The organism is Psychrobacter pacificensis (assembly GCF_900101915.1).
Classification (GTDB): Bacteria; Pseudomonadota; Gammaproteobacteria; order Pseudomonadales; family Moraxellaceae; genus Psychrobacter; species Psychrobacter pacificensis.
Genome location: NZ_FNAL01000013.1, coordinates 58406 through 81720 on the forward strand (window position 1 = coordinate 58406; position 23315 = coordinate 81720).

Sequence of the window (23315 nt, forward strand, 5' to 3'; positions counted from 1 at the left end):
TACCAAGTGATTGAAAAATCACAATAGATCGCGTACATTTTTTTTCAGCTGCTTAAGTAGTTTTTGATATTCACTATGGTTAGTATCCAAGTTACTCAGGCGCCCATAACGTAACTGACGGTAGTTTTGCTTAATTTCAATCAGTTTTGTCTGAATCGCTATCGGGTTTTCACTGTCTGTTAAATGACTTGCATGACGGCGAGTATCGTCATTTAGGCGACTATCGATAGCAGATGCTAAGCGTTCTAGCCAAGCTAACTGTCCTTCATGATCCTCTCGAGCCAATAATTTATCGCGCTTGCCGACATGTTTCGAGAGCTGGGCAAGCGGCAAATCTGCTGGGTGCCAGCGTTTGCGCCGGCGGCGCCAAATGATGAATACTAAGGTAGTCATAACGATAATAGCACTGGCCGCCAACCAAATCACTTGCTGCATAATGGAGCTGATGTTGAACCATTTTAGGAGCGAATCTGCTTGTTTGTCTTGGTCATAACCGACCACATCTTTTTGCCAGTAATAGCTGGCTTGGTCAGACAAGCGACGTAGTGTTTGTAGCATTTGATACTGCTGATAGCTGATTTGCGCGCTGGCACCACTGCCAAACATGGCTGCGCCTTGCTGCTGGGTCATCGCATTCATACCCTGCTCAACCCGCTCAGGCGCCACAAACGACGTGGGATCGACGCGTACCCAGCCTTGGCCTTCGAGCCAAACTTCAGTCCATGCATGCGCATCTTTTTGACGCACTTCCCAAACATCACCACCTTGACTCAGCTCACCACCTTGATAGCCTGCTACTACCCGCGCTGGAATACCAGCTGCGCGCATCATAAAAGTAAAGCTTGAAGAGTAATGCTCACAAAATCCTGCTTTGGTCTGAAACAAAAACTCATCGATACGATCAGTATTGAGTCGTGGCGGTGACAACGTATAGCGAAACTCTGTTTGATTGATCCAGCGCTCGATAGCAGCCATGTAGCGCACGGGATCTGAGCCTGATTGTACAAATAACTGCTGAGCAAGCGCGCGTGCTTGCGGATTACCCTCTGCTGGTAGTGCCAGATTTAGGCGTCTTGATGCCTCTGTCAGCACAGGGTCAATACGCATCGGCGCAAACTGCAATACATCATAACGCAGCTGCTGCGTAACAGGCTGATCTTTTGATAATGTAAAGTTGGAAGTAATGTTGATATCTGGCTGCTGAGAAAAAGGATAATCGAGCCCGAATAACCAGTTCTGCTGAGTAGGTTCTAGGATAATTTGATAGCGAGTAGGTGCGGCTTGCACTTGCTCAGGAACGGTAGCAAAGGCATTTTGAATCCATGTAGGGGCTTGCGATCTAGTCGACCATTGGCTTACCTGATTGCTTGGTCGCCAGGTAACTCCGTCAAAATCACTAAACACGAGTCCGCGCCAATATAGTTGCTGTTGCGGTGGACGCTCATCGCCAAACTCTACGCGAAAAGCCAGCTCAGTTGACTGGCCTAAATTAGCAAAATCACCGGGTGACATACTATCAGACACACCTGTGGTCGCTTGCTGACCTGATAGTTGTACAGACCACAGTGGCGGCAGTCTTGGGAAAAATAGAAACAGCACCACCAACAATGGCAGTGCCCCAATCCCTAACACCCCTAAAGTACGCAGGCGTCCATCACCACGAGCATTACTATCGTCGTTTAGGGCAATAAACGCCAGCAGGACAATAACAGCGCCCAGTACCACTTCTAAAGTTGTCAGCAACCCTTGATCCATCAAAAACAATGCAGCAAGTACAAATAAAGATAGATTCAACACCACGTAAGCATCGCGCCGCTTGTACAGCTCCCAAAGCTTACTAGCGAGGCATAGCACCAAAAATGCCACGCCCATGTCTAGCCCAAAGGCTGTGTTATACGTTAGCCACAGACCTACTAGGCCTAATAAAAAACCCAGCATCTGCATGCTTTGATAGACACGTTTTAAATGCGAGAGTTTTTTTAGCCGACTCTTGAGACGCGGTAGTTGGGCAATAATACTAATCGCCGCAAACCCGATTAACCATATTGGCAAGTGAGCAGCATGTGGCAACACGACTGCTATTTGAGCAATTAGCACCCAGTGGTAGGCTGGTAGAGCCAGTAGTCGCCGATACCATTTATTATCAGCTGCTATGCCACTTTTCGCTTGTATATTTTGACCGAGTGCTAACTGCTCAAATCTTGCCGTTTTTGTGGCATCGGTTGCAGAAAACTGTTTGGGTTCATTCATGGTGCTTTCGCCAGCCTTAGCAAGCACGCTTGCGCAAAAGTCTCGCCATCACCCACCGCTGCGCTAGTAGGCGTATCATTGGGTAAACGCATTTGAAAGGGCACGCCTAATTGACCCAATGTCAACGCCCCATGAGCCAATTGCGCAAGCTTCTGTTCATGATGAGCACCTGGCATATCTGCATAATCAAGCGTTTGCTCATGACCGACAGGGTCTGCAAAGTGTTTGGTAAACATGCCTTGACCCCGTGCCACATGGCCCCAAGAGACACGAGCCAGCGACTCCCCTTCGACATAATTATCCAGTCGCTCAAAGTCGTCTTGCCCTTGTCGATATTGTCCGCCAATTGGCAGATCCTCCGAGCTTGCAACTGAATACTGCACCTGCCAGTCAAATGCTTCAGGTTTGGGATACACCCAAGTCTTACGCGCAAAATAGACATAAGACCAAGCACGCATAATACCCAAAGGATAAACGGTTTTAATTATTAGTCGTGGCAGCTCAAGAGGACCGCGATTGTAAGTTTGAACAGGTAGGCGAATAGTTTGCTCACTTTGTAGACTCGTTACGAGTATGGAGCTTTGCCGATTCGTGCCACTTTTATCCTTCTTGTCAGCTGCTTGCTCAAACTCAAATAATAACTGTCGCCGTGGTTGACGGCTCTCACTTTTGAGTTGCAGTGTCACCCAAGCAGGAGTACCGGCCTCTGTCATAGTCACTTCTAGCAGACGCACTTGCAGACCCGATATGTGCGCAAAAGTCACATGAAAACTAATCAACCAAACGCTGACCAGATAAAAGCACAAGCCAAGTACCAAGTTATTGCCATAATTGATACCCGCGATAAAGGTAATCACTAATAGCACAGCAAATAGCATACCCTCACGACTAAAAAAAATATAGACGTTGCGTAGATTGAGCGTCGCGCTATCATTTTTGGGTGCGCGCGAGGCAAACCAACGGCTCATTGCTGACCTGATTGACGCGGTTAAGGCTTTTGGTAAAAAGCTCATGACTACCCTATTCTTACCATGTAATTGACTCTAGTCGCTAGTCCTCAGACTAATGAACTCAATGATATAGCCATGTATTATCAAACCTGCTCGTACTTCAATATAGATAACTAAAAATATAGACAGCTAAACGATGACAGGCACGTCTGCTAAAATGCGTTGGGCGATGGTCTGCGGTGCTTGCCCACCTACCACTTGTGCAGGTGCAAAACGCTGCCCGAGACGGTGGTCAGCCACGGCAGCAAAGACCGCTTGGATATCTTCAGGCGTCACCTCCATATGCCCCGACACATAAGCATAAGCCTGTGCAGCACGCTGTAGCGATAGCACGCCACGTGGTGATAACCCATGATACTCTTGGCTTGCTCGAGTCTTTGCAACAAGTCTTTGTAGATAATCCAATACCACGTCCGCCACATAAACTTGTTTTACGCCTTGTTGTGCCAATAGCACAGCCTCAGTATCAAGCACCGTATCTAGATCCTTTAATAGCTCACGGCGATCTTGACCTTTTAGTAGTTCACGCTCTGCCATAGGTGATGGATAGCCCAATGACAGACACAGCAAGAACCTATCTAACTGTGATTCAGGTAACGGATAGACGCCAGCTTGTTGCAGTGGGTTTTGGGTTGCAATAACAAAGAACGGCTGCGGCAAGGGATAAGTTTGTCCATCTTGCGTCACTTGTCGCTCTTCCATTGCTTCAAGGAGTGCGCTTTGCGTCTTGGGGCTGGAGCGGTTGATTTCGTCAGCAAGTAGCAGTTGAGTAAAAATAGGACCGGGACGAAATTCAAAACGCAGTTTACTTTGGTCATAGATACTCATGCCTAAGATATCGGCAGGGAGCATGTCATTGGTGAACTGCACTCGGCTAAAACTCAGGCCTAACAGCTTAGCCAAACCTTGAGCCAGAGTTGTCTTACCCATACCAGGTAAATCTTGTAGCAATAAATGCCCACCTGCTAGTATGCCACTGAGTGCCAATTTAACTGCTTGCGGTTTATCCAGTACAATTTGGTTCAATTGCGCCATCAATTGTGCAATTTTCTGCTGATTGCGTTGCAAATCGGTGCCACTAGGAGCGGATTGACCAAGCGTTTTGGCTATTTTTTGATATGTAGGTGATGGTGCTCTATCGTTAGGGGCATGGGTCATAGTAAATTATCGGCTCATTTTTTGGGTCATAACGATCAACCAGTAAGGTCAGTTCGCATCATCTACGACGATCGGCGCATCAGCGCGGAGGGTTGATAAATACGCTATAACATCCGCGCGCTCTTTAGCATCTGGCATAGGGTCTGATAGCATCTTTGAATCTGGCATGGCTTTTTGTGCATCCGCGATATAGGGATCGAGTGTTTTGGCGTCCCATACCCATCCTGACTTTGTGAGCCCTTCGCTATAAGTGTAATCTTTTAGCTCAGCAGCTGGTGCGCCGTATATATTCATTAATTGCGGGCCCTTTTTATTGAGACCAGCGTTGAGCTGGTGGCATTGACTGCAAGCATCTTGATAAATTAACGAGCCATTATCTGCATCTCCATTGACATATAGTGGTAGTGTCACAGGGTCGCGATGATCAGGCGGGGTATGCTCACAAGCAGTGAGCAATAAAACAGCGGCAAAAAGACTGCTTATTTGATATTTACTAATAATAGACATTTTGGCAATCTTTGGTTGGTGAGCATTAGCGATAAAGATTTTGTAGCATCGCAATATGTTAACTGGCAATCTTTAGCGTTTTGCTAGGCTTTTCTAAATAGTATCCTTGCAGATAGCGCGCCCCCACACTCCATGCGACTGACATGGTCGCTGCATCTTCAATATACGGCATTAACACATCAACATTTACCTCATTGATGCGCATGATAAGTGATTTAACCGTGTCTAAGTTATCTGCTGAATTGATATCTTGTACATAGTTACGCGCCAAACGCACGATATCCGGCTGCACTAAATTGGCAATTTCGATAGATTTGGCAGAAGAACCAAAATTAGTAATGCCCATTTGACAGTTGACTTCGTTAAGGGCCGAAAACTGGGATTTTGCCACAGTTAAATGATCTGAGATGTCTTTTTCGTTAAATTGCAACGTTAAGACACCAGCAGCGCCGCCTACTGCCTTGATCAGTTGGCTTGCCACATTGGGCAGTTTCTTATCAATTAATGAGGCACTGGTTAGCTGCACCAATAGTCTGGCCTCAGGATGCTCTTTACGGACATCATTGATTTTTTTGCACGCATTAATGAGTACCCAGCGATCTATCTTTTCAAGTAGCTTGTGTTTTCTGGCCACAGCCATAAACTGATCAGGAGTCAATACCGTGTTATCGGCATCGGCCAATGGCAGACGTAGATACACTTCAAAAAAGTCACTACGATCTTGATTGATATCATATATCGGTTGAAATGACAGCTCAAATCGACTGTTTGTAATAGCATTAATCAGAGACTCAGCAAGCGCCTGATCATCACTATTGGCATGCTCACTTGGATCATATAGATGATAAGTACCACCATGGTTAGAGGTTTCGACCATGATCTGGCTAATAGCATCCATAGCACGCTCTATTATTATAGCGGGCTCTGCGGTATTTTTTTCGATTTTGACGATTGCGATACTTACCGTGGTACTCGTCGTACGCTTATCTACCTCAATGAGCATCTCACTGATACGCGAACCGATGTTCTCAGCCAGCTCTTCGAGCTCTGAGGTAGTTTTGTTTTTGACAAGTATCATAAATGCGGTATCACTAAAGCGGCTGACATGTCCATCCGATACCAGTTCATCTAGTGCATAGGCAACCTGTTTGACAGTCGTATCTACTCCTTGCAGACCGAGGCTACTTCTTATTTTTCCAATGTTATCGAGCTGTACATAGAGCAATGCTGCTGTCAGCACGCCTTGAGTTGCTTGCTGGTGCACTATCGCCATTTGCTCCTCAAAGCCGTGGCGATTATTCACACCTGTCAGGTTATCTTTACGCTCTGCTTCAGCCAAGCGTTTGGCAACCTCTGCGCTGTTGCTAGCATTTTGTTGTATGATAATCTGAGTAACGGGTTCGCCATCTAAAGTCGCAGATGCCAACTGTAATTTTGCCTCAAAAGTACTGCCATCCGTACGCACGCTTTCAAAGTTAAACTCAACTTCGTCACGGCTACCTTTATCGAACTGACGTAGAAATTGCTTGAAGTCCTTGACACTATCGCCACCTGAAATCAAATCAATCACAGGTACCCCTATGACATCATTCATTGACCGAAAGCCAAACAGTTGAAGATAGGGATCATTGGCAAAGATATGGATACCTTCATCGATATAGGCAACTGCACTTTTCGAGTTTTTAATCAGCACATTGGCACGTTGCTCTGCTTCTGATAGGACATGGCGTAGTTTCTTGAGCTCACGGCGACTACGCAAGCTGTCATGCTGTAAGCAGATAGCCATAACGATAGCCATCTCTTGATCAGCCTTGAGTGCTTTGACCATGGTTCCGCTCATCACCGCAGGCAACCCTTCATCATTACACGCGGTCGATATTGCCTCACCCTTCATCAAATAAATCATCGGCAAATCAATGCTCTGCTCTTGAATGATGCCAACCACATCCGTAAAGCTCATATCATAAGCACTAACGAATACCAGCACATCCCACGACTGGCGCAGTACTTTTAGTAGCTCTTCTTTATCATCCAAAAATCCTAAATTCACGCTGTCATAATAATCACTCAGTAGATGTACAAGACGCTCAGCATAGAGCTGATCATCGTTAATCACTAATAGATTTAAGGTGGACTGAATGCGCATAGGTGGCCTTTTAATCTTATGGTTGTATCTTTATCTCTTATTTTTGACACCTTATACTGTTTCCAAAAATTAATCTGGCTTAGAAAACATTATAGAGAGTAGGCTCAGTAAGTATTGTGATAGTAGCTGAGTTTTAGTTGGCGTAATATATTCTAGCGCCCGAGGCATCTTATAAATTAGAGTAACAATATCGCTCATTATAGACAATAATTTGATTGACTGCAGGTTAACTTATGACCTTGTTTGTTTAATATTATTATCAAAAAAACATCAGCCTTTTTTCTTATACGGTGCAACCCCTCTTTCTTTCAATATAGTAGAACCTCAATAAAATTGATACAGCATAGAAAACGCGCTCGATTAAATGCTACTTTTCTTGCTTGCTGTGACTGCGTCTCCAGAGGCTGCGAAAAATAGCGTTTAATCTTGCTATACCACTTTTATAATGGTTTCACTATAAATACATAAATAGACATTATTTTGCTATTTCGTATTGACTAAACCCTTCAGTTATCATCAATCTACGACCCAAACGTAAATGGGTTTGTTTGCTGCTGATACGCATGATGACTCTATCATCAGGCTGAAAGTAAGACGAAGGTACAATCAGCGAACTCATGGTTTGCAGCTGCTCATCCTTACCCAGAATCAGCGCGGGCACAAAACAATGCTTCTGTGGGTCCCTCCCTTCCAAGCGCAACCCGCATGCCACAATCTGATGACCAAGCAATTGCCATTCAACCTCTTTGTCTTTGGTATCAAAATGTCGCCAGCGCACCACCCCTATTGACCAATCAGGCTGCTCTGTCACATCAGGTTGACAGAGTAAGAACAAACTCATGATATGTAATGATGGCGGTGTGGTTGCAGCAAGCTCGCCATCTATCATATCCATATCAAGAGCTTCCTCTCCAACATGCTCTTCATTCAAGACATCTACTGTTGGCACCAATCGCAGTGTACGAAATAATGACAGACTGTCATGGCTGTCAAACACCTCTATGTCTAATACGCTATTACTGTTTTGCTCTGCATTAACCGTGTCATAACGAGGGCGCTCATCTATGGATAACTCATCTATTGCTATCAAGCTAGCAAAGCTGCTTGAGTCACCAACATGGTGATGGATACTGTTAAAACCAGCGATTAAACTCGCACGGTGTTTGAGACTATATTTAGTAGGCAGCGTGAGCTGTGGTTGTAGATAACGATAACTGACTGTCATTGATATTGTATTCAACAGACCGTGTCCTATCCCCACATTACTGCTCTCAGTGGATAGCTGCCTACGTGAATTAAAATACTGCACCATAGGAGTCAGCTCTAAAAACAAACAGTCATAGCAATCTTCATAGGGATTTATCTCAGAGTTGGGCGTTAGATACGTTGGTGGTTTATCACTCTGTAAATCTACGAACACGCGTGTTTCCGTCGTTGGTTCTATTGTCGCAACAATATAATGAGACCATTCAGGCAATAAACGTTGTACCAATAGAACATTAGGACGACGCATGGCACATACATTCAATAAACTATGCAAACATATTTGGCAATAAAGCTGATGAATACTATTTGTGTAGGGTGTCACTGTTTCTCGATTCAACTCGAGATGAGACACACGCTGTTGATAAGCGAGGTGGTACAACTGATTAATTCTGAACCAGAGATAATCTGATGGCTTGCGATAGCAAAGTGCCTCTTCACACAATAGCTTGTGGTACCTCAGTAGCGACTGATAAATGGCAACCGTAAGCGTATTGGCGCGCTTTTTATTGGTATTAAAATAGCGCGGAAAACCTTTCTTTAAAATATTTTTTGGCGGACTGTTTGATATTAATTCTTGACGACGTACAACCTTGTCATAAGCCAAAATAATTAAATAATGCAAGGATTTTACTTGAGCCACATAACCCAACTGCACCTCACTCAGCGCGCCTGTTTCATAAATATACTGCTGTCGTAACGTGGCAATCAACCGATCTGAAGCATCGCTCACAGCCGTCATCAGTTTAAGGCATTGAAGCTCATCTATATTGGCCTCGCATAATACGGAGAGAACTTTTTCTAAGTGCTCAGCTTGCTGCTCTTGGGTTTGTGAAGATAGCGTTGTCAATAGTTTGAGCAAATGATGCTCTTGGCCGCTCACTGATTGGTTTGGCGTTGGTAGTGGCTCTTTGGAAGAAAGGGCTTCTTGAAACTTAGATAAAGTTATCATCAGTATTCCTACTCACTGTTGGTCACTCTGAGTAAGTTGACAAGAGGCAAGTATGCAACCACACAAAGTAGAGCAATATCAGGTAAAAAGCATGCAAACTGTGTATTGTTTTAAAGAGACTATGGGTATGAACGATAGAAGTTTTATTGTTAGACAATATATTTTAGGCGTTCTATCAATATAATGCCTGATACCGCGACCCCCTTCTTATAAAAAATCAGTCACTGACCAATTTTTATCAACAATCGTCTCTTTTTAACAGGTTTTTTCTGCACCCCTATATTGCCTGCATTAAATATGTTTGTAAATATCAATCGGCACCTTAAATGGCCTATTCGGCAGTTCTCTGACCAACTTGGGTACCAAATATCCCGGTAATGCTGCCAATATCGACCAGTAGAGCTCAATTGACGACTGCTCGTCGCTATCAAAGTGTGCTGCACCAGCCACCTTATCCAATACGTACAAATAATACGGTAGTACGCCACAAGCAAACAAACGCTGGCTTAATTCTGTCTGAGCATCGATATTATCGTTAACACCTTTTAATAGTACTGCTTGATTTAGCATCGTCACGCCAGCTGCGCGAGCACGTTGAAGGTACTCTGCTGTCAGATCATCAATCTCGTTGGCATGATTGCAGTGAATGACCATCACGAGACGGCAACGACTTTGAGACAGTCTGTCTAATAGTGCGTCATCCAATCGGGCTGGAATAACCAGCGGTAGACGAGTATGCAGTCGAATTGTCGTCAGCTGCGGAATAGATTCCAAAGTATCTAACCATGCAAACAGACGTCTATTGGTCACATTTAAAGGATCACCCCCGCTCAAAATCACTTCATTGATTTCAGGATGCGCGCTGATATAGTTGATGATATTTTCTTTTGCATCAGCAGTTGGCATATTGGCGCTATAGTCGAAATGCTGACGGAAACAGTAACGACAATGAATCGCGCACGCCCCAGTAATCGTCAGTAATACTCTTGATTGGTACTTGTGCAGCATTCCTTTGACAGGGTTTTGGCTGTTTTCGCTTAAAGGATCCGCTACATAGCCTGTTACGTTGATTTGCTCTTGTTGGTCTGGCAGTATTTGTCTTAATAGCGGATCATTACGGTCGCCCACAGTCATTTTTGCCACAAAGCCGCGCGGCACACGCAGCTCAAAATGCTTCGGCACATAGACCTCTGCACGTAGTGAGTCGAGTTTTAGGAGACTGAGCAACTCGTCAACAGAGGTAATGGCTTCCGATAATTGCGTTTGCCAGTTTTTTTGTGTGATTAAATGGTTTATCATGACAGCCTACTACCTGTGCCCAAAATCGGATATTATACGCCCTTAGTGTCTACCCTATCAAAGTATATCGCTAATACGTAAGCACTTGGCTTGGCAGCAACTTTTGGTACAGTCAGCCTCATATCTATCTACTACCATATCTACAACCCCTAGGAGTCTCTTGTGGCAAGTTTTTCTACTAATGAATTTAAAGCTGGTCTAAAAGTCATGCTGGATGGCAACCCTTGTGCCATTCTTGAAAACGAATTTGTCAAACCCGGTAAAGGTCAAGCCTTTAACCGCGTTAAGCTGCGTAATCTTCGTAGTGGTAAAGTACTGGAGCAAACATTCAAATCAGGCGACAGCTTAGAAGCGGCTGATGTGATGGATACGGAAATGAACTATCTATACAATGATGGTGAGTTTTGGCACTTTATGCACCCTGAAAGCTTTGAGCAAATTCAAGCTGACAAAAACGCGATGGGCGACGCGATACAGTGGTTAAAAGAGAACAGCAATGCTCTATGCACCATTACTTTGTTCAATGGCACACCTTTATCAGTAACGCCGCCTAACTTTGTTGAATTACAAATCACAGAAACCGATCCTGGTGTACGCGGTGACACCTCAGGTGGCGGTGGCAAGCCGGCTAAGCTAGAAACTGGTGCCGTGGTACGTGTACCGCTATTTGTACAGCAAGGTGAAATCGTCCGTGTTGATACGCGTACGGGTGACTATCAAACTCGCGTAAACTAATAGCGCGATAAGCGTGATTGGTCGCTGAGATTGTTGTGTTGATCACTAATAAAAAAGCTTAACCGCTCTATAAACGGTTAAGCTTTTTTGTGTTTACAGCGGCTGTATTTATTGTCGCATAGTCGCCTTTAACGTTTGGTAGCGCCTAGTATTTAGTTAGTCGCGCCTAATATTTAATAGTCATTGTCATGGCAATTATCATGATAACGACCTGTGACTTACTCTTCTTCTAATTGCTTTTGTATCAACCAATATTGCACTAAAGCGTTTAATTGCTCCTGTTTGAAGGGCTTGGTGCAATAATCTTGCATACCAACTTTTAAGTACTTTTCGCGCTCTCCATCCATCGCATTGGCAGTCAAAGCGATAATAGGTGGTAGTTCTTGAGGGTCATAAAGCTCATGCAGCTTAATAGTGGCCTGTACACCATCCAAAATCGGCATATGATGATCCATCAAGATGACATCATAACGTTTGGGAAACAAAGCAAAAGCTTCAATCGCTTGTTGACCGTCAGTCACATGAGTGACGGTATGACCGCTATTGGTCAATGCCTTTCTGGCAATAATGGCATTAACGGTATCATCTTCTACCAATAAGATATGACCTGCACGCTCGTGGCTAGGCTCTGCCATTGTGAGATCATGAGAGTCTTGCCATGCTTCGTATTTCTCTTCATCAATAGTCGGTAGCGGCAATAACACTCGAAATGTAGTACCAACGCCTACGGTACTATCGACACAAATATATCCACCCATCAGATCGACAAGAGATTTGCAGACGGAGAGCCCAAGACCTGTACCACCATAGAGACGATGCGTGAATTTATTGGCTTGATCATAAGCATCAAATATTGCCTCTAATGACTCAGCTTTTATACCGACACCTGTATCTGTGACCTCAATACATAAGGTCATATTTTTATCCGCCTTACGTTCTAACGTCTCCTGCCTCATGCTATTTTTGTCAATATTTTCGCGATAGCAGTTATCCATATGCTTGACATCAATACTCACTCGCCCGCCCTCACGAGTAAACTTAATCGCGTTATTGACAAGATTTGCAATGATTTGTTTGAGACGTACTGGATCCCCTTTTACATAAGGTAATAACGACTCGGTATAATGGTAATCTAGCGTCAAACCTCGTTGACGTGCCTTAATAGAAAATAGGCTGACCACTTCATTACATAATGTAGATAAATTGAGTGGGATAGAATCAATATACATTTTTCCAGACTCAACTTTCGATAAGTCCAAAATCCCATTAATAATCACCATCAAATGCTCATTAGAGACTTTGATGTTATCTACATACTCTCGCTGTTCAGCGCTAAGCTCGGTGTCACCTAGCATCTCTACCATACCAATGATACCGTTCATTGGTGTTCGTATTTCGTGACTCATATTGGCCAAAAAGTTAGATTTCATCTCATTGGCGTGTTTGGCATCACGTTCTTTATCCTGTAGCTTCAACGCATCTGCTGCCATCATCGCAAACTGCGCCAATACCTCTTTTTGTTGGTCACTAAAGCTATGGTTGGGCTTGGTATCCATCAGGCATAATGAACCTAACCGGTAACTTTTATTGCCCTCATGCAAAATGATCGGTGCACCCGCATAAAACCGCAAATGAGACAAGCCAGTAACTAATGGGTTCTGACGAAAGCGACTGTCCTCCAATGCATCTGGCACCACAAAGACTTCGTTAGATAAAACCGTATAATTACAAAAGGCTACTTCACGTGTTGTGGTACGTACACTCTCAGTCTCACTGTTGAATTTGCAGGCTGTTTTTAAATATTGCGTTTCCTCATCCATAAAAGTGATCGTTACCACCGGCACATCAAAAAACAGCTTTACGAGTGCAACGAGTCGATCAAATGCAGGCTCCTCATCTTCATTGAGTACCTGATATTTTTTCAACTTGTTGATACGCTCTACTTCATCTACCGCTACTGGGTAGCTGCTTTTAGGTGAGTTAGATATAGACAAGATCGACTCCATTAAATAATATCAGACGCTCGATTGGTGACTCGTCTGCTTTATCAATAATTGTAACGCTTCATTGACCATAATCATTGCGACCACCGATGTGACGACCACTGCCGACCCATAACCACCACATTGTAATCCGCCTGCTTGGCAGCTCTTATCCACATGTGGTGGCTCGGTAGAATAAACACATTTGATACCGAACTTCTCTTTTAGCGCGCTATTGATGCCTTTTTCGTGGCGCAGCTTGTTACGCAATTTGGCAAGCAATGGATCTTGATAGCTATCACGCAAGTCGCTCACTCTTATTTGACTTGGATCTATCTTACCACCTGCACCACCTGCACAGACCAGCTTTAATTTATTAAAACGGCAATGTAGGGCAATCGCCAGCTTGGCATTCATATCATCCACGCAATCTAAAATTACAGTAGGCCTACCTTGATCGGCAGCTGCTTTCGCTTCGTGGCGACTCGGCAGTAGCGCTGCGACGTTTTCGACGGTCAAGAAATCATCAACGAGATTTAAGGTGACTTGAGGGTTGATCTCCTTAATACGTGCCGCCATTGCCTCAATTTTGCTTTGACCAAACGTACTGTCTAACGCCGGTAGCTGCCGATTGACATTAGAGGCCACCAAAACGTCCAAATCAATCAAGGTAATCATACCGACTGCCGTACGTGCCAGCGCTTCTGCCGCCCAAGAACCAACACCGCCTACCCCAATGATATAAACATGCGACGCTGCAAACGTATTGACAGCTGATGTGCCATAAAGCGTACGCGTACCTTGGAAGCGGCGGTCATACTGCTCATTTTTTTCATCTACGCTAGCTTGTACATTATCATATTCGGTAGTGACTGGCTCTACGACTGGGTGCTCAATTTGTCTGGTTTCATTCATAGCTTTTTAAATACTCTTTTTAAATATTTTGACTGTGCTTACTTCATCTTTTAAGTATAAGTTTAATAATTATGTTGGGTAGGCCCAGTTTACTTTTAGAGCATCGCAGCTATTTTGCCATAACTGCTTAGCAAGTTTATCCTGTGAGACACCCAATAATTCACTTAAACTCGACAATACCCAAGGCAAATTAGCAGGAATATTCCTATCATGTGCGTGGGCTGCCTCCCATTCATTGTCTAGGCTTTGTCCAACGGCTGAATGCTGACTATTTGAATTTTGACACATAATCGGCGTCATGTCCGGACAGTCTGTCTCAATCACCAAGCACTCAATACCATATGTATCCACAGCGGCCTGAATAGCACGGCGCAGTTTTTTGGCGTTCGGATTGGTCACCTGACCTGTAACACCCAGCTTAAACCCTAGTTTCACAAATGCCTTGGCTTCTTGTTCACCACCACTAAAACTATGCGCAATACCGCCCAATGTATGAGCATCGTATTCATGCGCTTTTAATATAGCAAGCGCTTCGGCATGCGCCTTACGAATATGAAGCATCACTGGCAACTGATAGGTCACAGCGATATCTAGCTGCGCCTTAAAGAACCGCTTTTGTTTATCAAAAACATCAGGCTCTTTCATTGCGTCAGTAAAGGTATCCAAGCCAATTTCACCAATGGCTAATGGTCGACAGGCAGCAACCATTTGTGCCAATTCTGTCAAATGAGCATCAGTATGCTGCTCGATATAAAAAGGATGTAAGCCTAGCGCAATATGGGTACAGAAATCAGACTCGTTATGCTCGCCAGTGTCTATGCCAAAACGCTTTGATAACTTATCGATCAACTGCTTAGTGTCATACATACGCTCAAAATGCTGATAAAGATAACCAACCAGCACAAGATGACGTATACCTTGATGGTAAGCTTTTTGCACCTGTTGCTCTCGATCATTATCAAATACTGGCGCATCAAAATGTGTGTGGGTATCAATGAGCGGATAACAATTGCTCAAGGCTTGATTTACCCTATTTGATGACTCAGGACCAGACATAAATACACTCCAAAAACAACGTGTTTAGCAAAATACCTTATCAACCATCATATTATACACATGGTTGTAGTAACAGCTTATTCAAGCAATGCCTCGTTTATTATAAAGCGCTATGCGCCCCTACTGGGTATCCTTATCCCCGTGATGAGCATTCTTATTTTTTAAATTTGCGATATTAGTGTCAGTCACCTTATCGGATTTTCGACTACTACGCCGAGGAATAATCAATAAGGCGGTGGCCACAGCACCCAAGACCAGCCAACTTTTACCCCTTTTATGATTTGCCATGATTGTCTCTACCTATTGATACAGCACCAATTTTATGGATATAAATGTGCATACCTATTTTTATCTCACTAAAGTTTAGTATACGTAAAATACGACGGTCGCTCTGTTTAGCTGTGTTACGAATACGCAAGCCAATGTATGATGTAATTTTTGTTTATTACACCGTACATTGGCTTGTGCTGATTTAATATATCAGTTGTTTAAAGTGGTGGTTAATAACTGCTTTAACGATTGAGAGGATATGTCGTTATACCATCGTTGGGACTATCTACCTTAGTGAAACCTTGAGGGGTTGACCGCGGGGTTTGATCGCGCTTAGGAATAAGGGGGTTGAGCGGCATCAATTCATAGTCTGCATCGACATTACCATCCCAGCCCTGTGTTCCGCTCAAAGGGAGCTGTTTGATCGTACCATTTTTATCGATGACCAATTGCAGTACACGCATCTGGTTAAATTTACGCTCGGTCACACTGGCAACCGCGCCACCATCACGTAAGATGGTTGGTTGTAAAAATATAATCAAGTTACTCTTTTGAGTACTGTCATTGTCAGAGCGGAACAACCTGCCAATCACTGGTACATTTCCTAAGCCCGGAACTTTTTGCTGGCGTGTGGTACTATTGTCACGCATCAAACCACCTAGGGCGATGGTCTGCTGATCATCGGCTAAAATCGTTGTATTAATGAGACTTTTATTGGTAGTCAAACCACTAGCATTGCCAGTAGTACCTGGTACGACGGAAGATACTTCTTGTGAGACCTCCAAACGTACGGTGCCATTATCACCAATATGAGGGATAACGTTAAGATTGATACCAATATCTTGACGATCAATGGTCTGAAAAGGGTTGTTTGAGTTGTTACCACTGGTAGTATAAGAACCTGTGACAAAAGGTACGTTTTGACCAACCAAGATACTGGCCTTTTCATTATCCAATGTCAAAATAGACGGCATGGACAATAGATTGGCACTGGTAGAAGAGTCGAGTGCTTGCAAAATGGCACCATAAAATTCCGTATTACCCTGACTGTCTTTTCGGCTATCGCCAATCCCAACCAAAGCACCAACGATAGAGCTGGCAGCGGAGCTAATACCTGCGGCGCCCGCAGCAGCACTACCACCCAATGCGGCAGCGGCCAAGGTGGTCGCACTAGCACCGACATTATTGAAGTTGACGACACCATAGCCACTATTGGCATTACCAAGCGCCCACTGAACGCCTAGCTGGGTTGCATCATCACCTGAAACTTCGACGATAGCAGCTTGAATCAAGACTTGTGCGCGGCGACTGTCCAATTGATTGACCGCATCTTCAATCTCAAACATCAGTTCAGGATCTGCATTGACGATAACGGCATTTTGCGTCTCGTCAGCGATAATACTAAAGGGTTTTCCACCAACGCCTGTACCGCTTCCACTTGTATTGCTAGCAGGCACAACTGATGTACTACTGCTACTGCCAATACTCTCACTCGCCGCACTGTTAATGGTTGCCCCTGTACTGCTTGCATCATTTAAAGAAGCGGACTCTAACGTTGAGGTGGCTCCAGCGCTATTAATCGATTGATTGGCCAAAAGGCCTCGTAGCATATCAGCAATATGACTGGCGCTGGCATACTTTAGGCGAAAGACACGTAAACCGCTCAGTCTTCTTGTCGGTGTGGTATCTAGTTGATTAACCATCTCCTGAACTTTGGCAATCATCTCAGGGCTGCCTTTGACCAGCAATCGATCACTTGATGAATCAGCGATCACTTTGAGTTGATTATTACCACCTTGTGCTTGTCCGCTACTAGCGCTTGCCACCAAGGCACTGATTAGCTCCATCATACGTTCGGCATCGACGTGGCGTAGTGGTATCACTTGCAGACTATCATTGACATTGCTGTCCAAGTCACGGATAAGGGCCGTGAGTTGGTTCAGGCTATCCGCGCGATCTGATAGCACCAGCGCGTTCACACCAGGCACAGCGGCGGCATGTGCAGACTGCGGCATTAAAGGTCTTATAACGCCCAATACTTCTGCTGCTTGAGTATTCGTCAAATAAATCACTCGGGTTGCGAGCGACTCACCGACACTATTGCCGCGTAAATCAACAGCGACACCAGACTGCTTGGCGACATTATCTGGCACCAGTTTGATTGTCGTACCTGACTCTATCGCTGCAATCCCATTGACCTGCATGACACTTAAGAACAGCTGATAAATCTCATCACGCGATAAGGCTTTGTTTGAGATGACCGTCACATTGCCGTTGATACGAGGATCAAGGACAAAGTTTTGGTCGGTGATGGTTGCCACCTCATTAATAAAGGCTTTGATATCAGCATCTTGTAAGTTTACCTTCCAGCTCTCAGCACTCGCTAGGCCCATGCTAGCAGCCCATAAGGGTACCGCTAGGCAAAGAGGACGACACAGGCGCATCAAACGCGGCAGGATACGGTGTAACGGTGTGGCTGAAAATTGATGAAAACTTACCATATTGATAATTACCTACAGTGATATTGCGTCATATGTACTGAGTGTTTAACGAGCACTCTTTGCTAAAAGTCCGTCTTATTAGAACTGCTGGCGGATAGTAATAACTTGCTCACCACGTTGAACCTCGATTTGTGCTTCGCCTGCTTGCTGTACTTGCTGTAATACGCTTGCATCCTGAGCAGGATTATTGCCCACGTTTTGCCCGTTTACTGTCAACACTTTGTCGCCTGGCTCTAGTCCCAGTCGATTGCGTAATTTTGTTGGCATCGCTGCGGTGACTTGATAGCTTTCACCTGAGGCCATCACCCCCATTCTACTCAAATAACTGGCAGGATTTTCTTGCAGCGCGGTGACCGCTTCTTCAATCGCCGTTTGCGGACTGCTTTCACTATTCGTCTCTGTCGGCTCAGGCGGCGTATCTTGTAGGGTCTGGGGCGCTGTCGGCAGCATATTGTTATTGGGTAGACGCTGGTTACTAACCGCGCCTGCCAGCATGTCACTTTGATCTAGCGGCATAGCATCTGGCATGCCAATCACTGTTTCTTTATCATTGGCATCCGCGATAATAACCGAATTCCAGTCAACAGCGACAAGAATATAGTCGCTGTCTTTTAGTCCATCACCAATTCGGTAATTTTTCACCTCACCATTTATGTTAAGCAACGCTGAAGACATGCTCTCCGGTATGGCGAGTAGTACGCCTTTAAGCTCAACATTGGGTGGTGGCTGGACTGCCGCTGCAATAGGGTCAGGGTCCGCAAATATCGCAAACAAACCACTATAGTCATTGGCAGACTTTGTATTGTTTTGCAAAGGGGCTAGCGGCAATGCTGGTGCTAAGGGCGCTGCTAATAGTAACCACAAAAGACGCGCCGCTGTCCAACATAACCAAGCAATTGCCAGTAGCAACAACCACCCTGAAAAACGATTGAGAGTATTCACGACAGGCTTTAAGCTGGCAGCAATATTTGACATTTAAGGTGCCCCCAGACCAGCTAGCAGCGGCTGGCGCACACTAACGACTGGTGTATCCTGCGGTGCTTGCCCTTTATATTCAGGCATGTTTTCTAGTAGGCGCTGAGTCAGACTGACATCTAGCATGTTATCCCCGTCTATATACAGATCGCCCAAACGCTTATCTTGATTATTCAATAGATTGATATGCAGCAGATTTTTATTGTTTTTTTGCTCAGCACTCAGCTCAGCTCGCAATGCAGGCATAGTAATATAAAAAACCTTACCACCACTTGGATAGCCGACTTCACCGCCAACCCAGGTCAACTGACCATCAGCTTCACTAAATCCCGCCGCATTTTTAGCAGACTCATTCTCAGCGGATTCCGATGATGCATTGTCGCTAGACTGACGCTTTAACGAAACGCCATTGACTTGAATGGGTGTGTTAGGCAGTTGCCAATCAACCACACTTACCAAAGACTCAGGAGCAATCTTTCCGCTCATATCATCAACTTGCCATGAGTTTAAACCCAGCTTTACCTGTCCGTTCAACCTCGTTTGCTCTGAGTTGATAGTCACCTCGGCACCAAGCTTGCCTGTGAGCAGTTGCCATGGCTGCCATGACCATTTGGCCATCCCTGTGAGCGGTGTCGATGATAGAGGAATTTGCCAAATGGCAGAGCCCTGCCATACATTGCCAGACACATGCTGCACATAAGGCGTATTGGGTGCATACTTTTGGACTAACCATGCCGCTGGCATTTGCAATACAGCAAATAAGGCAAACAATACAAATCCGATCAGCCACCAAAGCTTGCGGGGACGCTTATGAGACAACTCAGATACTTGGGCCACGGTTGCACAACTCTTATATAAGACAAAAACGTCATTATCATAACAAACAATGACCTATAGATGACAGAAAAAAAGCCAGTATCTTTTTACCAAAATATTGGCAATAGAGATACTGGCTTTTTTATTTTGCAAAGCTTCAGTGCTTATGACTAAATGATTGTAAATAAACCATTATCCATAAGACTGACAAGCTCCGTCTCGTACTGTGTTACGACTCGAAACTATCTAATTGGATAGCCTAATTAGATAGCAAAATCTTCAAGGCCACGACCTGCTGCTAGCGCTTCAACCAACCATGTTGGCTTACGTCCGCGACCAGTCCAAGTTTCTTCCTTGTTATCAGTATTGCGATACTTAATACTGCGTTTTTTCTCTAGTTTTTCACCAGCTTTTAAGATCTCTTCAATCGTAGCGTTGCTGTCTTCTGCAATTTGCTCAAACTGAATATAAGCATCATACAAACGCTGATGCTGTTTTTTGGCAATAAGCTGCTGTGCATTTTCGCTGATGGCACGTAGTTCATCTACGTTTAAGTTATCTAAATCAATTGCGTTATTTTTACTCATAGTAAGTCCAACTGTCGGATAAAAAATATCACCTCAATAGAGACATTGTACCTATTGAGATACCTGAATGATGACTCATTCATTATTCAAAAATTAATAGTTTTTAAGGGTTAATTTGATTTTTGATTAATCAAAGATTATTCATAATTATTTTAATAAACATGAATAATAAAAATATTGCTGGCAAACACAAGCATTCATTATACCTTATATAGCAAATGGCTATCGACAATAATTACTTATCAAAACTTAACTCAACAAATTTCTATTTTCTATAGTGTTTCTTAAATGCGGTATTCCCTGAATATTAGTACTTTTTCATTTTTTAATAAAATAATATTCATTCATACACTATATTAATAAATCTGCTTTATTAGCATCTAATAATTAGGCGCTGTAGCAAAAGTATATGAGCTTGCGAACGAATGCTTGTCTAAACCCTAACGACTTTTATTTAGCCTTTTTGTGCACTCAGCTCATTCATCAACCCATGAGCAGATTCAGCATTTAGCAGGTAAGGGTTAAAACCAATAGTCGTAGAGTACTTTAAATAGATTGCGGCGTTCTCTTCGGTCGGAGACGCATAGTTCATCGACCATTTCGCCCACTCCCTATGCTTTAGCTCACGTGTGTCAATAATCTGTAGGTCGTGATGACGCTCATCGGAAATGAGACTGTATAGCAATCGATTAATTTGCGCTCTTGGGCCTTCTATCGTCTGCAAAAAATAATCTTTATTGAACGTTAGCATCCCAGTGATACTATTAGCAGCGTTATTTATCTGTGCTTGCTGTAATATTTCATTGAAATCGGTCGCTGATACATTTGGGTTTGCACGGCTAGCATAGGTCATGCTCACTAAGATATGGGCATCTGCGTGTGTTGATGTCATGTTTGTTCTCTTATACAAATATTATGAAAGCGGATCGCATTTATAGGCATTACTCAATTAACCAAGGGCATACCACGGTTTTTTCTTTTGAGAGGCACGCTGCTCTTCTTGCTCTTGAAGCTCTGATAAGGTGTCAATCAACATCATAATCTGATTGGTGCTCATCAAATAAGGATTGAATTCGTTACCTGTCGAAAACTTCAGTGCCAGCCCCTTGTTCTCATCGCTTGGAATCAAATACTTCATTGACCATTTGTTCCAATGACGCTGCTCAACCTCACGGCATTCTATGACTTGCAGGGAATGATGACGCTCATCTTGCACAAGCTTTCTAAGCAAGCCATTGATAATCGGCCTAGCCCCTTCGATACTTTGTAAAAAGTAGTTATGGTTAAACACCAACGCACCAGTGATGCCATTGCGCTCATTGTTTTGCCGAGCCTGCTCAAGGATACGAGTGACCTCACCATTAGCATTATCAGTGTTGTAACGGCTGATATAAGTCAGACGCAAAATGATATGCTCACCCTGCCGCATTTTTAGACTATTTGACTCTGAGAGATCGACTGATTCCATAATTTTTTCCAATTAATTTGCTAGATTTATAAAAAAGGCGGTGCAGGTATTGCTAATCACTCATCAATGGCCGTACTAACGTGACTGTTGAATTTTTTTCATAAATTTGCTCATACCACGTGCTAGATTCGCGTTACTGCTCTTTTGTACTTCTTGTGCCAACAGTAATAATTGCGCGCTGTCCTCACACTGCTCTAGACTCAGTAAATAGCCCCAAGCTTCTGCAGGTGGTGCATTTTTTTCAATGTAGGTCGCCAAGTCAGATTTAAGGGTTCCATAGTTGGCACCAGCAACTTTTGCCTTAAACATACTACCGATAGACTTTTTGCCAGTCTCTGCAATTTTGCTTGGCGGTTTGCTATTAAAAGTACGATCGAACTCTATCTCAGTACTGACATCAAATGAGTTGCCTGTAGATTGAGGTTGCTTAGCGACTGGTACTTGAGGAATAGTAGGTGCTTCGGTTACAGTAGATACCTGAGGCGCTGTTTGGATTTGCGAACTAGCGTTAGCAGCACCAATCAGTTCAATACAATCAAGCTCTAAAAGCAACTCAAATAAAGGCCCAACACCGTCAAAATCAGCAAACATTTTGCTATTATCAAGCGTATCAAGGTAGTTTTGATACGTGCGCTTGCCATCAATCATAATCAGCAATGTTCTCGCTTCTCGCGGCAATATACCGAGACTTTGAGACTTTATTTCTGCTCTACCTAAATCGCTTTTGCGAAACACGTCACCGTAGTTCATGCTTTATATTCAATATTGACAGCAAGATAGGCATCTTACCGATAAGACACCGACCCAGATAATTTTGTTCTTTTCAGCCATGAATGGCCAAACTCTGATAGATTTGAATTTATTGTTAACTGATGCTTTACATGCAACCTTGGCGCTTAAAATCAGCTACACTATTTAATTAAATAGAGTATATCAATGTCATCAATAGACTGTTACCACTAATTGAATTGGATAGCACAAACGGTTTATATAAGGTATGAAAGGTAGTTTTTATAAATTTTAATATAAAAATTGAAAATAAAATAATGGCAACAACGCTTTTAAAAAATAACGGTTATATACAACAGTGAATAACCACACTTCCTTGATAAACCACTCAATATAGTCAATTCCACCTAAAAGTGTTATAAATTAATTATCAAATCCAATTGTTATTATAAAGACCATGACTTACTCACTAGATTTTCGCAAACAGGTACTAAAAAGCTTAGACGAGGGTATGACCTTTGCCGAGGCGGCTGAGTCTTATAATCTGAGCCCAACCACCATACAGAACTGGAAGCGGCGTGTTCATAGTAAAACAACCAGGCAAACCAAGCCCTATAAAATACCAGATGATGTGCTACTTAATGATGTCAAAGAGTATCCCGATGATTACCAGTATGAGCGAGCTCGTCGTCTAAA

Annotated in this window: 19 protein-coding genes; 2 read left to right on the plus strand and 17 right to left on the minus strand. The window is 43.7% G+C overall.

Annotation, left to right across the window (positions count from 1 at the left end; all coding sequences use genetic code 11):
- Nucleotides 1-18: 18 nt before the first annotated feature.
- The 7 genes from BLR43_RS09000 to epmB form a co-directional block, all read right to left on the minus strand.
- Nucleotides 19-2250 (minus strand): transglutaminase TgpA family protein, encoded by a 2232-nt coding sequence (locus BLR43_RS09000; protein ID WP_093070580.1) that lies wholly within the window; start codon nucleotides 2248-2250, stop codon nucleotides 19-21.
- A complete protein-coding gene (locus tag BLR43_RS09005) occupies nucleotides 2247-3218 on the minus strand; it encodes a DUF58 domain-containing protein (protein WP_227674136.1) in 972 nt (323 codons plus the stop codon). The genes BLR43_RS09000 and BLR43_RS09005 overlap by 4 nt, the downstream gene beginning before the upstream one ends.
- A gap of 171 nt (nucleotides 3219-3389) precedes the next feature.
- Nucleotides 3390-4418: an AAA family ATPase gene (locus BLR43_RS09010; RefSeq protein ID WP_093070585.1), complete on the minus strand. Its 1029-nt coding sequence runs from the start codon at nucleotides 4416-4418 to the stop codon at nucleotides 3390-3392.
- A gap of 48 nt (nucleotides 4419-4466) precedes the next feature.
- Entirely contained in the window at nucleotides 4467-4925 is a 459-nt protein-coding gene (locus BLR43_RS09015; protein ID WP_093070588.1) for a c-type cytochrome, read from the minus strand.
- Between the two features lie 58 nt (nucleotides 4926-4983).
- Nucleotides 4984-7071 (minus strand): EAL domain-containing protein, encoded by a 2088-nt coding sequence (locus BLR43_RS09020; RefSeq protein WP_093070590.1) that lies wholly within the window; start codon nucleotides 7069-7071, stop codon nucleotides 4984-4986.
- A gap of 475 nt (nucleotides 7072-7546) precedes the next feature.
- Nucleotides 7547-9286 carry a hypothetical protein gene (locus tag BLR43_RS09025; protein ID WP_093070592.1) on the minus strand — a complete coding sequence of 580 codons (1740 nt, stop codon included), beginning with the start codon at nucleotides 9284-9286 and terminating at the stop codon, nucleotides 7547-7549.
- Nucleotides 9287-9577: 291 nt separating this feature from the next.
- The gene (epmB, locus tag BLR43_RS09030; protein ID WP_093070595.1) at nucleotides 9578-10585 is read right to left on the minus strand and encodes an EF-P beta-lysylation protein EpmB; all 1008 of its coding nucleotides are present in this window, start codon (nucleotides 10583-10585) and stop codon (nucleotides 9578-9580) included.
- Nucleotides 10586-10747: 162 nt separating this feature from the next.
- On the opposite strand from epmB, the gene efp reads away from it, so the two are divergent.
- Nucleotides 10748-11320, plus strand: a complete 573-nt coding sequence (gene efp, locus BLR43_RS09035) for an elongation factor P (RefSeq protein ID WP_058025610.1) — start codon at nucleotides 10748-10750, stop codon at nucleotides 11318-11320.
- Nucleotides 11321-11538: 218 nt separating this feature from the next.
- Here efp and BLR43_RS09040 read toward each other — a convergent pair whose 3' ends face one another.
- From BLR43_RS09040 to BLR43_RS09085, 10 genes are all read right to left on the minus strand, one after another.
- Nucleotides 11539-13314: a GAF domain-containing hybrid sensor histidine kinase/response regulator gene (locus tag BLR43_RS09040; protein ID WP_227674134.1), complete on the minus strand. Its 1776-nt coding sequence runs from the start codon at nucleotides 13312-13314 to the stop codon at nucleotides 11539-11541.
- Nucleotides 13315-13335: 21 nt separating this feature from the next.
- Nucleotides 13336-14217 carry a tRNA threonylcarbamoyladenosine dehydratase gene (locus BLR43_RS09045; protein ID WP_071002195.1) on the minus strand — a complete coding sequence of 294 codons (882 nt, stop codon included), beginning with the start codon at nucleotides 14215-14217 and terminating at the stop codon, nucleotides 13336-13338.
- A 69-nt stretch (nucleotides 14218-14286) separates the two neighbouring features.
- Complete coding sequence (locus BLR43_RS09050; RefSeq protein WP_071002196.1) at nucleotides 14287-15273, minus strand: TatD family hydrolase; 987 nt, start codon at nucleotides 15271-15273, stop codon at nucleotides 14287-14289.
- Nucleotides 15274-15785: 512 nt separating this feature from the next.
- Nucleotides 15786-18044 carry a type II secretion system secretin GspD gene (gspD, locus tag BLR43_RS09055; RefSeq protein WP_093070600.1) on the minus strand — a complete coding sequence of 753 codons (2259 nt, stop codon included), beginning with the start codon at nucleotides 18042-18044 and terminating at the stop codon, nucleotides 15786-15788.
- A 78-nt stretch (nucleotides 18045-18122) separates the two neighbouring features.
- Nucleotides 18123-19019, minus strand: coding sequence for a type II secretion system protein N (locus BLR43_RS09060; protein WP_093070602.1), 897 nt, complete (start codon nucleotides 19017-19019; stop codon nucleotides 18123-18125).
- Nucleotides 19020-19856, minus strand: a complete 837-nt coding sequence (gspN, locus tag BLR43_RS09065; RefSeq protein WP_093070605.1) for a type II secretion system protein N — start codon at nucleotides 19854-19856, stop codon at nucleotides 19020-19022.
- A gap of 242 nt (nucleotides 19857-20098) precedes the next feature.
- Entirely contained in the window at nucleotides 20099-20422 is a 324-nt protein-coding gene (locus BLR43_RS09070; RefSeq protein ID WP_071002199.1) for an H-NS histone family protein, read from the minus strand.
- Between the two features lie 454 nt (nucleotides 20423-20876).
- A complete protein-coding gene (locus BLR43_RS09075) occupies nucleotides 20877-21314 on the minus strand; it encodes a BLUF domain-containing protein (RefSeq protein ID WP_093070607.1) in 438 nt (145 codons plus the stop codon).
- A gap of 57 nt (nucleotides 21315-21371) precedes the next feature.
- Nucleotides 21372-21890 carry a BLUF domain-containing protein gene (locus BLR43_RS09080; RefSeq protein ID WP_093070610.1) on the minus strand — a complete coding sequence of 173 codons (519 nt, stop codon included), beginning with the start codon at nucleotides 21888-21890 and terminating at the stop codon, nucleotides 21372-21374.
- A gap of 75 nt (nucleotides 21891-21965) precedes the next feature.
- On the minus strand, nucleotides 21966-22640 hold the full coding sequence (locus BLR43_RS09085; RefSeq protein WP_093070612.1) for a hypothetical protein: 675 nt from the start codon (nucleotides 22638-22640) through the stop codon (nucleotides 21966-21968).
- A gap of 436 nt (nucleotides 22641-23076) precedes the next feature.
- On the opposite strand from BLR43_RS09085, the gene BLR43_RS09090 reads away from it, so the two are divergent.
- Nucleotides 23077-23315 (plus strand): IS630 transposase-related protein (locus BLR43_RS09090; RefSeq protein ID WP_093070614.1); only part of this gene is annotated, 239 nt, incomplete at its 3' end.